This window comes from Bradyrhizobium sp. WSM1417, from assembly GCF_000515415.1.
In the GTDB taxonomy this organism is placed as follows: Bacteria; Pseudomonadota; Alphaproteobacteria; order Rhizobiales; family Xanthobacteraceae; genus Bradyrhizobium.
On the sequence record NZ_KI911783.1, the window covers coordinates 4,462,784 to 4,475,970 of the forward strand.

General features: G+C 64.0%; 11 protein-coding genes. 7 read left to right on the plus strand and 4 right to left on the minus strand.

What is annotated here, in order from left to right:
- Nucleotides 1-62: 62 nt before the first annotated feature.
- The 5 genes from BRA1417_RS0121345 to BRA1417_RS0121365 all read left to right on the plus strand — a co-directional run bounded on the left by BRA1417_RS0121345 (nt 63) and on the right by BRA1417_RS0121365 (nt 3,618).
- Entirely contained in the window at nt 63-680 is a 618-nt protein-coding gene (locus BRA1417_RS0121345) for a hypothetical protein (protein ID WP_027517563.1), read from the plus strand.
- Nucleotides 667-1,287 (plus strand): GNAT family N-acetyltransferase, encoded by a 621-nt coding sequence (locus BRA1417_RS0121350; protein WP_007591919.1) that lies wholly within the window; start codon nt 667-669, stop codon nt 1,285-1,287. The genes BRA1417_RS0121345 and BRA1417_RS0121350 overlap by 14 nt, the downstream gene beginning before the upstream one ends.
- A gap of 25 nt (nt 1,288-1,312) precedes the next feature.
- Nucleotides 1,313-1,876, plus strand: a complete 564-nt coding sequence (locus tag BRA1417_RS0121355) for an isochorismatase family protein (protein ID WP_027517564.1) — start codon at nt 1,313-1,315, stop codon at nt 1,874-1,876.
- Nucleotides 1,877-1,906: 30 nt separating this feature from the next.
- Nucleotides 1,907-2,077, plus strand: a complete 171-nt coding sequence (locus BRA1417_RS44870) for a hypothetical protein (RefSeq protein ID WP_007609402.1) — start codon at nt 1,907-1,909, stop codon at nt 2,075-2,077.
- A gap of 158 nt (nt 2,078-2,235) precedes the next feature.
- The gene (locus BRA1417_RS0121365) at nt 2,236-3,618 is read left to right on the plus strand and encodes an aspartate aminotransferase family protein (RefSeq protein WP_027517565.1); all 1,383 of its coding nucleotides are present in this window, start codon (nt 2,236-2,238) and stop codon (nt 3,616-3,618) included.
- A 188-nt stretch (nt 3,619-3,806) separates the two neighbouring features.
- On the opposite strand, the gene rnd is transcribed toward BRA1417_RS0121365, so the two are convergent.
- Together rnd and BRA1417_RS0121380 are read right to left on the minus strand one after the other, a co-directional pair.
- On the minus strand, nt 3,807-4,958 hold the full coding sequence (rnd, locus tag BRA1417_RS0121370) for a ribonuclease D (RefSeq protein ID WP_027517566.1): 1,152 nt from the start codon (nt 4,956-4,958) through the stop codon (nt 3,807-3,809).
- Between the two features lie 373 nt (nt 4,959-5,331).
- A complete protein-coding gene (locus tag BRA1417_RS0121380) occupies nt 5,332-6,231 on the minus strand; it encodes a LysR family transcriptional regulator (protein WP_027517567.1) in 900 nt (299 codons plus the stop codon).
- 103 nt (nt 6,232-6,334) lie between these two features.
- On the opposite strand from BRA1417_RS0121380, the gene BRA1417_RS0121385 reads away from it, so the two are divergent.
- Entirely contained in the window at nt 6,335-7,324 is a 990-nt protein-coding gene (locus tag BRA1417_RS0121385; protein ID WP_027517568.1) for a zinc-dependent alcohol dehydrogenase family protein, read from the plus strand.
- Between the two features lie 87 nt (nt 7,325-7,411).
- Here BRA1417_RS0121385 and BRA1417_RS0121390 read toward each other — a convergent pair whose 3' ends face one another.
- Nucleotides 7,412-8,887 carry a YdiU family protein gene (locus BRA1417_RS0121390; RefSeq protein WP_027517569.1) on the minus strand — a complete coding sequence of 492 codons (1,476 nt, stop codon included), beginning with the start codon at nt 8,885-8,887 and terminating at the stop codon, nt 7,412-7,414.
- A 194-nt stretch (nt 8,888-9,081) separates the two neighbouring features.
- Here BRA1417_RS0121390 and aspS point away from each other — a divergent pair, with 194 nt between their 5' ends.
- On the plus strand, nt 9,082-10,854 hold the full coding sequence (gene aspS, locus BRA1417_RS0121395) for an aspartate--tRNA ligase (protein WP_027517570.1): 1,773 nt from the start codon (nt 9,082-9,084) through the stop codon (nt 10,852-10,854).
- Between the two features lie 143 nt (nt 10,855-10,997).
- Here the strand turns inward: aspS and BRA1417_RS0121400 are convergent, their stop codons facing one another.
- The gene (locus tag BRA1417_RS0121400) at nt 10,998-12,968 is read right to left on the minus strand and encodes a hypothetical protein (RefSeq protein ID WP_027517571.1); all 1,971 of its coding nucleotides are present in this window, start codon (nt 12,966-12,968) and stop codon (nt 10,998-11,000) included.
- Nucleotides 12,969-13,187: the final 219 nt, after the last annotated feature.

A 13,187-nucleotide genomic window follows, 5' to 3' on the forward strand; every position in this document is an offset into this window, starting at 1 on the left:
CCCCAGCCGCTAAGCTCTTGGTCATAGCGGGGCACGAAAGCCGCGAACGATAGAGGGGTGACATGGGTATGGAAAGGGGCTCGTTTGCCGCAAGGCATGATTTCGACGCGCTGCCACTCAGTCCGGATGTCGACGTCCGTCGCGCTCAATCTTCCGAAATCGCCGCGCTTTCGCAGTTGGCGCACCGGCTGGTGCCGGGCGTTCGGATCGGGGCGGCGGAGCTTGCAAACTATTTCGCCTTCGATCCCGAGAGCATCCTGACTTTCAGCCGGAAGGGCACCCTCGTCGGCGGCATGGCCTTCCTGTTTCTCAACGATCGCGGGCATGATGCGCTGCTGCTCGACGAGATCTGCCTCACCGCGCCGGAGACGCGCCATCTCGCGTCCGCGAAGGAAGACGTTTCCGCCATCTACATCTGGGCGATCGCGGCGACGGGGCGCGGCGTCGCCGGTCTTGGCAAGGCCGCGGCTCATCTGAGACAGCTAAGGTTTCGCAACGCCAATTGCTATGCGCAGCCGTCAACCGTGGCCGGACGCGACATCATGAAGGCGACGGGCTTCGAGCCTGTTCCGAGCTTCCAACCCGACCTCTGGTGCTACGAGCGGCCCTGGCATCGGCAGCCGATGCGCATGCCGGGCGCGATCATTCAAGCAAGGAGTTTTGCAGATGCACGGTACTAGGATTCCTCTCGCGAAGCCCGATTCCCGCGCCATCACCATTCGCCTCGCACGCGATCTCAGCGATCTCATGCTGGTCACCTCGATCCGCTCGGCCGTCTATCTCGCCGAGCAGGATTGCCCGTTCGATGAGGAGTTCGACGGCAACGACATGGTCGCCGCGCATTTCATCGGCTATGTCGGCAACGAGCCTGCGGGCTGTCTGCGGGTGCGGTTCTTCGGCGATTTCGCCAAGGTGGAACGGCTTGCGGTGCGGCACCAATATCGGCGCTCACGCGTCTCGTTCAAGCTGGTGCAGGCGAGCGTCGACTATGTGAAGCGCAAGGGCTTTCGCAAGATCTACGGCCAGGCGCAGGATCGGCTGGTCGACTTCTGGGCCCATTTCGGCGCCAAGCCGCTCGGCCACAATCGCAAGATCACTTTCTCCGACTTCTCCTACACGGAAATGCTGCTGGAGATCGAACCGGGCCCGGATGCCATTACGCTGGACAGCGATCCGTACGTGATCATCCGACCCGAGGGCGATTGGGACCGGCCGGGCGTGCTCGACGCCTCGGCAGGACGGGCCGTGACGTCGCCGCTGCGGGACGTCGCGCTCGCTGGCCGTTGAAACTGGTGCAGCTGCGCGCAAAACCATGCTGGTTTCCATCACCGACGATCCGCCGATTCTGGTCTGCGCGGATCTCCAGGTCGAATATCTGACCCCCGGACGTCGCCACGTCATCCTCGACGGCGATGCCGCCACGGCGCGCTGCGTGGAACTGCTGACGCTGTGGCGCGCCAATCTCTGGCCGGTGATGCATCTGAAGCGCATCGCACAGGCGGCCTGGTTCAATCCGGCATCCAAGCTGACCGATTGGATCGCGGACGCGAAGCCGCGGCCGGGAGAAATGACGTTCGAGCACCCGCTGCCGTCGGCCTACAGTTCGGCACGGTTTGTGGACTACATGTCCAATATCCGCAATGTCCGTTGCGTGCTCGCGGGTTTTTCCCTGGATGAAACTGTCCTGGCCACCGCTATCGACGGGTTTCACCGCAGTCATCGCTTCCAGGTGGTGGCTGACGCGGTGGCCTGCCGGCAGCCGGGGACAGGCGATGCTGCCGCCTACAAGCATGCGGTAGTGAATGTGATCGGGAATTTTGCTACAATCCAGTCCAGCGCCGAACTGATCAGAACCAGCGGCGCCGTTGCGGTGTAGGCGGCCGCGATCGACGGATGGAGTGGGACATTGTCACGGGGAGATCAGCTCGAGGAGCTGGCAAGCGATTTGTCGCGTGCCGCCGAGGCGGCGCGCCGTCTTGGTCTGCCCACGACGGTGTATCTGCTCTCGATGGCGCTGGTGGAGGTGCGGGAGGCCGCTGCCGCCGATAGCGACGGGAATGACGACGGCGCGGCGTGACAGCTGCCCGATGTGCGGCTTTGTGCAACGCTGCTGAGCGCTTGCTGCCGACGAATTGACGTTGCAAGTTTTGTGCAGTGGCAATAGCCAAGGAGCTGGATCATCGAGTGATGACGCTGGCCGCGCCGGCGACGTGACGCTTTCAAGGATGCCTGCAAATGTCCATGTTGCCCAATTCGCAAGAAGCCCGGGATGTAGCCTACCAGCTCCATCCCTACACCAACGCGCGCGCCCATCAGCAGGCCGGTCCCCTGGTGATCGAACGCGGAGAGGGCCCTTACGTGTTCGACGCCTCGGGCAAGCGCTATTTCGAGGCGATGGCAGGCTTGTGGAGCGTCGGGCTCGGCTTCAACGAGAAGCGGCTGGTCGAAGCCGCGCACAAGCAGATGCAGGCGCTGCCATTCTATCACACCTTCTCCGCCAAATCGCACGGGCCCTCGATTGATCTCGCCGAGAAGCTGGTGGCGCTGTCGCCGGTGCCGATGAGCAAGGTCTTCTTCACCAACTCCGGCTCGGAGGCCAACGACACCGTTCTGAAGTTGATTGCCTATCGCTCCAATGCGCTCGGCCAGCCACAGCGCAAGAAGGTGATCAGCCGGATGCGCGCCTATCACGGCGTCACCATTGCGTCCGCCAGCCTCACCGGCCTGCCGAACAACCACCGTTCATTCGACTTGCCGCTCCCGAACATCCTGCACACGGGCTCGCCGCATTTTTACAAGGACGGCGCGCCCGGCGAGAGCGAGGTAGCCTTCGCGACGCGGCGGGCCGAGGAGCTCGATGCGCTGATCCAGAAGGAAGGCCCGGACACGATCGCGGCGTTCTTCGGCGAGCCGGTGATGGGCGCGGGCGGCGTCATCGTGCCGCCGGCGACCTATTGGGAGAAGATCCAGAAGGTGCTGAACAAGTACGACATCCTGTTGGTTGCCGACGAGGTCATCTGCGGCTTCGGCCGCACCGGCAAGATGTTCGGCTGCGAAACCTACGGCATCAAGCCTGACGCGATCGTGGTCTCCAAGCAGATCACCTCGAGCTATTTCCCGCTGTCGGCCATCATGATGAACGATCGCATGTTCGAGCCGATCGCCGATGAGAGCAACAAGATCGGCGTGCTCGGCCACGGCTTCACCGCGGGTGGCCATCCGGTCGGCTCGGCGATTGCGCTGGAGAATCTGAAAATCATCGAGGAGCGGGGCCTAGTTGCGCACGCCGCCGAGCTCGGTGGCTACATGCAAGGCAAGCTGCGTGAACTCACCAGCCATCCGCTGGTCGGCGAGGTCCGCGGTGTCGGTATGATCGCTGCGATTGAACTGGTGCTGGACAAGGCGCGCAAGACCGCAGCGGCAACGCCGGGCGCCGTCGGCGGCATGGCCAGCCGCATGCTGCAGGAGCGCGGCGTGATCTCGCGCAACATGCTCGATGCCATCGCCATCTGCCCGCCGCTGATCGTCACCAAGGCCCAGATCGACGAACTGGTTGCGGCGATTTCAGGTGTGCTGGACGACATGAAGGGCGAAGTGGCGAAGCTGACGCCGGCGTAAGGGAAGCGTCAGTGCAGGCGGAGCGATCCGCCGCATCCTCGGTGTCGTCCCGGCGAAGGCCGGGACCCATACCGCGGGGTCTCTCGATGGGGATGGTCGGAGTCCCGAACGACGAGTATTCGCCAAACTCCTCCCTGGGGTAATGGGTCCCGGCCTTCGCCGGGACGACGTTGCGGACGGATGGAGGCCTATTCCGCCCGCTGAACCCCGATCACGCGGCCTTTCTCCACCGCCAGCGCCAGCTCACCGCGTTTTAGTTTCAGTGCGGCCTCGCCGAACAGCTCGCGGCGCCAGCCGCGTAGCGCCGGCACGTCGGCCTCGTCGTCGGCCGCGATCTCCTCGAGATCGTCGACGGTCGCAATCACCTTGCTGGCGACCGCATGGCGCTCCGCGGTCATGCGCAGCAGCACCTTCAACAGCTCGACGATCGCGGCGCCATTGTTGTTGTTGCGCGGCTTTTCCAGCTTCGGCAGCGTGGCGTGATCCCGCGCCAGCCCGCGCTCGACGGCGGCGACGATGTCGGCGCCCCATTTGGATTTCTCAAAACCCTTCGGCACCGAGCGCAGGTTTGCAAGCTTCTCGATCGTATTCGGCGCGTGGGTCGCGATGTCGCTGACGGCTTCGTCGCGCAGCACGCGGCCGCGCGGCACATCGCGGCTCTGCGCCTCCTGCTCGCGCCAGGCGGCGACCTCCATCAGGACTGCGAGGTCCTTGGGCTTGCGCACCCGCGTCTTGAGCCGTTCCCAGGCGCGCTCGGGGTGGAAGTCGTAGGTCTTGGGCGAGGTCAGAACCTCCATCTCGATCGAGACCCATTCGCTGCGCCGGCGCTTCTTGAGGTCGGCATCGAGCGCTGCGAACACGTCGCGCAGATGCGTGACGTCGGACACCGCGTAGTGCATCTGCTCCTTGGTCAGCGGCCGGCGCGACCAGTCGGTGAACCGATGAGTCTTGTCCGGGCGGTGCCCGGTGACCTTCTCGACCAGCGCGTCGTAGGCGATGCTGTCGCCGTAGCCGAGCACCATGGCCGCGACCTGGGTGTCGAACACGGGGTGCGGGATGATGCCCGCCTGGTGCCAGATGATCTCGATGTCCTGGCGGGCGGCGTGGAACACCTTCAACACGCCCTCGTTGCCCATCAGCTCGAAGAACGGCTTGAGATCGATGCCCGCGGCCAGGGTGTCGATGACGATCGCTTCCTCGGCGCTGGCCATCTGCACCACGCACAGCAGCGGGTAGTAGGTGGTCTCGCGCAGGAACTCGGTATCGACGGTAATGACGGGGTGCTTGGCCAGCCGGCTGCAGGCAGCCGCAAGGTCAGCGGTGGTGGTAATCAAATCCATGAACGGCCCATGACAAGTCCATCAGCCGTTCTGCCGAAAGCGCTGTGATGTCAAGGGGCTCGAAGCAAATTCGAGCCTTGCATTTGGGCCGGAATCGCATTCTCCGACGAAAATCCTATTCGTAGCGGACCCGCCGGGAGGGTTTGCGCGCGCAGGGCAGTGCCACCACGACCACGCACATGGCGACCAGCGCCAGCCCCAGGAACTCGAAAACCAACAGATCCACGGCAATATCCCCCAGCAACATTGCTAAACTTGTCCGGGGGGAATTGAGGGTCTGTTAATTCTCGTGGTTACCGGCGGCGGGCTGGGCCGGATGGTGGACGCGGGGTTAACGGGGGCACCATGCGATGCAGCACCGCGGCACTGGCGTTCACGTCATGAGCTTCGGCAGGGCGGCCGCCAAGGCGTCCACGGCGGCGCGAACTTTCGGCGGTATCCGGGGCGAGCGGGGCCAGAGCGCGTGGCAGTCGTAGAGAAATCCCGGCTGACCGCTCAACAGATTGATGAGTGTACCGGCGCGTAGGTGTTCGCGGACCAGCCAGTATGGCAGCCAGGCCAGTCCCATCCCCTGTGTAGCGGCGTCCGCAATCGCGTCGAGATCGTCGAGCCTGAGCCTTCCCGCCGGCATGATTTCGCTCGGAGGCTGGCCTTCGCGGGGAAACAGCCACGGCCGGACGCGTCCGGAGCGGCGATAGATGATCGCTTGGTGTGCGGCGAGATCGTCGAGCGATTTCGGCTTGCCGTTGGCGCGCAGATAGGAGCGCGAACCGCACACCACCATGCGCTGGCTTGCGATGCGCCGCGTCATCAGGCCGGATTGATTGTTTAGATCGCCGGTCCGGATCGCAAGATCATAGCGGGCCTCGATGATGTCAGCGATCGGGTCGCCGAACGAGAGATCGAGCTCCAGATGGGGATATCGTCGCGCGAGCTTCATCAGCAAGGGGGCGATGCAGTGCCGGCCCAGCAGGGCGGGCATAGTCACGCGAAGCCGGCCACGCGGCTCGGACAATTCGTCGGAAGCGACGGCGTCGGCGGCCTCGGCTTCGGCGAGCACAGTGCGGCAGCGCTCGTAATAGGCTCGGCCTGTCTCGGTCAGGCTCTGGCGCCGTGTGGTGCGGTTGAGGAGGCGGACGCCAAGGCGCTCCTCGAGAAAACGAACGTGCTTGCCGACCATTGGCCCCGACATTTCGAGCGCATCGGCTGCAGCGGCGAACGAGCCTACATCAACCGCTTTGACGAAGACGGTCATGCTGGTCAGGCGGTCCATGATTGCAAACTCCTGGTTTCGACTGTTCGGCCGTTTCAACGCTTTATCCGCTGCCCTGCGGTTGGCATAGCTCCATTCAATTCAATTGTTTTGGAGTGTATTCATGGCGCGCGTCGTTCGCTTCCACAGACATGGTGGCCCCGAGGTGCTGCGCATTGAGACCGTCGACGTCGCGCCGCCAGGGAGGCGCGAGGTGCAGATCAGGGTCAAGGCCCTGGGGCTCAATCGCGCGGAAGCGCTCTTGCGGAAAGGGACCTATATCGAGATCGCGACCTTTCCGTCCGGCCTCGGTCTCGAGGCCGCCGGCATCGTCGAGGGGATCGGCGAAGGCGTGAGCGGCTTCTCGGCGGGCGAGGTCGTCAGCATCGTGCCGCCCGTGTCGATGGTGCGATGGCCGGCCTATGGCGAGCTCGTCACGTTTCCCGCGGAGTTCGTCGTGAAGCACCCGCCCGAGCTCGGCTTCGACGCGGCGGCCGCGACATGGATGCAATATCTGACGGCGTTCGGCGCTCTGGTCGATATTGCTGGGCTAAAGCGAGGGGAGGCAGTGGTTATTACGGCAGCGTCGAGCAGTGTCGGGCTTGCAGCGATTCAGATCGCGAACCGGATTGGTGCGATGCCGATTGCAGTGACGCGAACCTCGATCAAGCGGCAAGCCTTGCGCGATGCTGGCGCCGCCGACGTCATCGCCTCGGTCGAAGAAAACATCCGGTCGCGCCTGGAGGGCATTGTCGGCTCAAACGGCGTTCGTGTGGTGTTCGACGCGGTCGGCGGCCCGATATTTGAGCCGCTCACCGCCGCAATGTCGCCGGGTGGCGTTCTCATCGAATATGGCGGCCTGAGCCCCGAGCCGACGCCATTTCCGCTGGTCAACGTCCTGACCAAGAGCCTGATGCTGCGCGGGTATCTCGTACACGAGATCATCCGCAATCCCTCGCGGCTCGCAGCGGCGAAGAGGTTCATCCTCGACGGGCTGCGCGACGGCGCATTGCGTCCGATCATCGCTAAAACGTTTCGATTTGAAGAGATCGTCGAGGCGCATCGCTTTCTGGAGTCAAACGAGCAGTTCGGCAAAATCGTGGTGACGATCTGAGCGAACGATCGTCCTGGATAAACGATTTCCGCACCCCGCATCGCGGGTTACGCCTTCGGCTCGTCCACCCTGCGCACCGAGCTTGCCTCACGTCCCGCAAAACGTCTGCAGCACCCGCTGCTCCGGCAGCGGCGGATCGGCGTAGGCGGCGTAGTCCGGCTGGTCCTCGAGCGGTTTCGCCAAGACCTTCACCAGTTCCTCGAACGGAGCGTAGTTGTCATCGTTGACCGCGGCCTGGATCACGGCCTCGATGCGGTGGTTGCGCGGGATGAAGATCGGGTTGACGGCGTGCATGGCGGCTTGCCGTTCGGCTGCGCTCTGCGGCTCCAGCGCCGTGCGCTCGTGCCAGCGCCTGGCCCATTCGTCGAACGCCGCTGGGTCCATGAATTGCGCGCGTGCATCGTCGGCAGCCGGATCGCCCGCGGCATCCCCCAGCCTGCGGAAGGTGAGGGTGAAGTCGGCCTGGTTCTTGGCCATGGCATCCAGCAGGTCCTGGATCAGCGCATCATCGCCGTCGCGCTCCGTGAACAGGCCGATTTTCTTGCGCAGGCCCGCCTGATAGGCGTCGCTGAACGTCTCGGAGAAGGCGCCGAGAATGTCCTGGGCTTCGGCGACCGCCTTTTCCTGGTCGTCGGAGAACAGCGGCAGCAGGCATTCGGCCAGCCGGGTCAGATTCCACAGCGCGATGCGCGGCTGGTTGGCATAGGCGTAGCGGCCCATCTCGTCGATCGAGGAAAACACCTGCGCCGGATTGTAGGCATCCATGAAAGCGCACGGACCGTAGTCGATGGTCTCGCCTGATATCGATGAGTTGTCGGTGTTCATCACGCCATGGATGAAACCGACCAGCAGCCAGCGTGCGACGAGATCGGCCTGGCGCGCGACGACGCCACCGAGCAGCGCGTGATAGGGCCGCTCGGCGCCTGATAGCTCCGGATAGTGCCTGGCGACGACATGGTCGGCGAGCCGGCGAATGGCATCGGTGTCGCGGCGAACGGCGAAGAATTGGAAGGTACCGACGCGGATGTGGCTCGAGGCAACACGGGTCAGCACCGCGCCGGGCAGCGCGGTTTCGCGGATGACGTGCTCGCCGGTGACGACGGCGGCGAGCGAGCGCGTGGTCGGGATGCCGAGCGCGAACATCGCCTCGCTCACGATATATTCGCGCAGCACCGGCCCGAGCGCGGCACGGCCGTCGCCGCGGCGGGAGAACGGGGTGGGTCCCGAGCCCTTCAGCTGGATGTCGCGGCGGATGCCGTCCTTGTCGATGACCTCGCCGAGCAGCACCGCCCTTCCGTCGCCCAGCTGCGGTACGAACTGCCCGAACTGGTGGCCGGCATAGGCCATGGCGATCGGATCGGCGCCGGCGGGAACCGTCTTGCCCGCCAGGATTTCGGCGCCCTCACGGGTCTCCAGCACATCTGGATCGAGCCCGAGCTGGACCGCCAGCGGCCGGTTCAGCTTGATGAGCCGGGGCGCCGCCACCGGCGTCGGTGCGACACGGGCGAAAAAGCTGTCCGGCAGCGCCGAATAGGAGTTCTGGAACGGGAAATGGACTGTCATGGCCTCAAGATAGGCGTGGAACGCCGGATGGCAAAGGCTTGAGCCCGGATTGGGCAAAAAGGGGCACTTCCAGCCGAAAACAGGGCGTTCCCTTGGTTGCCGCTTGGGGCCTCGTCGGGTAAACCCTGCCGCAACTTCGGACCGGTCGTTTCAGGCCGTCCGATTCGATCCTCAGACATCATTTTGGGATGACCATGCATCGCTACCGGTCACATACATGCGGCGCGCTCCGCGAGAGCAACATCGGCGAGACGGTGCGCCTTTCAGGCTGGGTCCATCGCGTTCGCGACCATGGCGGCGTGCTATTCATCGACCTGCGCGACCATTACGGCCTGACCCAGTGCGTGGTCGATCCGGACTCGCCGGCGTTCTCGCAGGCCGAGAAGCTGCGTTCGGAATTCGTGGTCAAGATGGATGGCAAGGTTCGCCGCCGCCCCGAAGGCACCGACAATGATGATTTGCCCACCGGCAAGATCGAGATCTATGTCAGCGAGATCGAGGTGCTGGGACCTGCCGGCGATCTACCGCTGCCGGTGTTCGGCGACCAGGAATATCCCGAGGACATCCGCCTGAAGTACCGCTTCCTCGATCTGCGTCGCGAGAAGCTGCACCAGAACATCATGACGCGCGTCGAAATCATCAAGTCGATGCGCAGGCGGATGGAGGGGCAGGGCTTCTTCGAGTTCAACACGCCGATCCTGACCGCATCCTCGCCGGAGGGCGCGCGCGACTTCCTGGTGCCGTCGCGCATCCATCCCGGCAAGTTCTACGCGCTGCCGCAGGCGCCGCAGCAGTACAAGCAGCTCTTGATGATGTCGGGCTTCGATCGTTACTTCCAGATCGCGCCCTGCTTCCGCGACGAGGACCCGCGCGCGGATCGTCTGCCGGGCGAGTTCTACCAGCTCGACGTCGAGATGAGCTTTGTCACGCAGGAAGACGTCTTCGCCGCGATGGAGCCTGTCATCACCGGCGTGTTCGAGGAGTTTGCCAAGGGCAAGCCGGTGACCAAGGGCTGGCGCCGGATTCCGTTCGCCGAGGCGCTGCGCAAATACGGCTCCGACAAGCCGGACCTGCGCAACCCCATCGAGATGCAGGACGTCTCCGAACACTTCCGTGGCTCCGGCTTCAAGGTGTTCGCGCGGATGTTGGAGGACCCCAAGAACCAGGTGTGGGCGATCCCGGCGCCGGGTGGCGGCTCGCGCGCCTTCTGCGACCGCATGAATTCATGGGCGCAGGGCGAGGGACAGCCGGGCCTTGGCTACATCATGTGGCGCGAGGGCGGCGAAGGTGCCGGTCCGCTTGCCAACAACATTGGTGCTGAGCGCACCGCCGCGATTCGCGCGCAGATCGGCGTGAAGGAAGGCGATGCCGCGTTCTTCGTCGCCGGCGATCCCGACAAGTTCTGGAAGTTTTCAGGTCTCGCCCGCAACAAGGTCGGCGAGGAGTTGAACCTCACCGACAAGGAGCGGTTTGAGCTGGCCTGGATCGTCGACTTCCCGATGTACGAGTACAACGAGGAAGACAAGAAGGTCGACTTCTCGCACAACCCGTTCTCGATGCCGCAGGGTGGCCTCGATGCCTTGAAGGGCCAGAACCCGCTGACCATCAAGGCGTTCCAGTACGACATCACCTGCAACGGCTACGAGATCGCCTCGGGCGGAATCCGCAATCACGTGCCGGAAGCGATGGTGAAGGCGTTCGAGATCGCCGGCTATGGCGAGCAGGAAGTCGTCGATCGCTTCGGCGGCATGTACCGCGCTTTCCAGTACGGCGCCCCACCGCATGGCGGCATGGCCGCCGGCGTCGACCGCATCGTCATGCTCTTGTGCGGCACCAACAATCTGCGCGAGATCTCGCTGTTCCCGATGAACCAGCAGGCCATGGACCTCCTGATGGGCGCACCGTCGGAGCCCAGCCTCAAGCAGCTCCGCGAGCTGCACGTGAAGGTGAATCTGCCGCAGAAGTGAGGCTGTCTCCACGGCGTCATTGCGAGCTAGCGAAGCAATCCAGAATCTTTCCGCGGAGGGACTCTGGATTGCTTCGCTCCGCTCGCAATGACGGGGAGGGATTTGCGCCGGTCCAATTGCCACCCCGCGCGCAGCGTCGTTCCCTACAGCCCCGTCGACGCCTCGATCCTGAACTGGGCAAGCGCGCTCTGTGGGTCGGTTTGCAAGAGCTGCATCAATTGCATCAGCGGTGCCTTGGCGCGCGGGGACAGCTTGATGGAAAGCGTCTGGCGCGGCGTCTCGACGAAGCGGGCGATCGCGTCCACGGCCGCGTTCGCATCCGGATTGGCGGAAGCAACTTGCTCGCGTTTAGCCTTGATGCTCTCGACGAGCGCCTGGCGTGCGGTATCGCGGCTGACATTCTGCATGCGCGCGAACTGCGCCACGACGAGATCGACGACGCCGCTGTCGCGCACTGAGAACTCGAGCGTGGCCGCCTCGATCCGGGCCGCCTGTCCCATGAGTTGGGCGGGATCAGTCGAAAACACCTCACGCGGCACGTTGCCGAGCGCAATACGCAATTGCGCGCTTGCGATCCCGCCGATGTCGAGCGTCGCCGGCGTCAGAACGAAGCTGTTGGACTGTTCGGCCCAGGCGGCGCCGAGATCAAGATCGACCGCGAGCTTGTCGAGCCCGCTGGCAATCAATGGAAGCTGCTTCGGGTCGGATGGATCGGTGGGCGTGACAAATTTGGCAACCACATGCGCCTTGCTCGGGATCGTGCCGACCAGCTGCCCCCAGTCCAGGCTCAGCGTGTCGATCGTGACCAGCTTCTTGGTGGTCTTGAACGGCGCCGTCACGCCCTTGATCTCCGCGCTTGCGAGCACGCCAAACAGGCCCAGCATCTGAGCCGGCGAGGGGGGCTGTCCGGGATGGGTGAGGCTCGCCGCCCACCGCATGAGGTTCGCGATGCTGAGCGATTTGAGTGCGAAGCGCTCCATCTTGATTTGCCCTTGTGGCGTCGGCGTATCGAGGCCTTCGAGCGCGAACTCGCCCTCTTGGTATCTGATGGCCCTGAGCCGGGGCGTCCCTTGCGGGGTTGTCATCGACATGGTGCCGATCTCGATCTTGCCGACGCGAAGGCCTTCATAGAACCCGGCGAGCTTTTCCATGATCTCGCGCGATTGCGCCGGCGTCGGCGGGACCGAGTTGTCCGGCGGCAACAGCGCCAGGATCTCGGCGGGCCGAAATTTCGATGGTTGCACCGCGATGTCGGTGATGGCGATCCCGTCGACCTGCATCCGGATGCCGAGCGTCGAGGTCACGACATAAGTGCCGCTGGACATCTGTCCGTAGACACGATGATAGCTGTCGTCGTTGGCCTTCTGGGGATCGAGCGCGGCGGCGATCGCGGTCGAATCGAAATCATTGATGATGATATCGGACACCTCGCCGGTCAGCTTGTCCGCCTTGCCCGGCTGCGGAACGTTGATCGTGAAACTGGCGCGCTCCGCCTTGATCGCGGCGATCTTGCCTTGGCCGAGCTTCTGGATCGCGAGACCCGAATAGGCGACCTCGCCACTGCCCCCGGCGCTTTTGCCCGCGTCGAAGACCACTGCGAGGCTCGGCGCTATCACGTAAGATGCCGTCACGTTTGCGTACTGGTCGAGCACGAACCGGTACATGTCGATCAGGGAGCCTGACGCCGGTGCGTTCCGAGCATGAATGGGACCGACGTAATCCCGCATGGTCAACTGCGGGACCTTGTAGAAGACTTTCAGCTTCCCGGGGCCGACCTGGTCGAGCGCGACCTCGAAGTCCGAGACATCGATGCTGTCGGCCGCGAAGCGTGTCTCCTCGACCTGACGGATGCCCACGCCCTTAATAGCGGCGATCTTGACATGCGCCTGTGGCTGGTTGGCAGGCTCGACCGCGATATCCTCGATCGTCAACGTCCGACTCGTCAGATCGAACGCGACCTTGCCGTGGCTTGCCTTGCCGCCACTGGTCCGGATCTGCTCGAAGACCGCCTCCACCTCGGCGGCGACGCGATGTTTTGCGTAGAAGTTGAAGCCGAACCATCCGCCCGCGGTGACCACGGCCACGACGATCAGGCCGATCAGGATGCGCTTCATTCCCAGCTCCAGTTGCTCGCGTTGCAGCACGCAACCTGCCATATTCGCAAAGCAATGCGCGGTCCAGGGAAAGTGAGCGCTATCAGATATTTGACGGCGCGCACTGTTGATGTGGCCGCAATCGGATGTTGCCACCGGGGCGCCCGGCGTGCTTCATCCCGTTTCCATGACCCGGAAATACCACCCGAAGGCGGGCCGGTCAGGACAACGTAGTTTGAG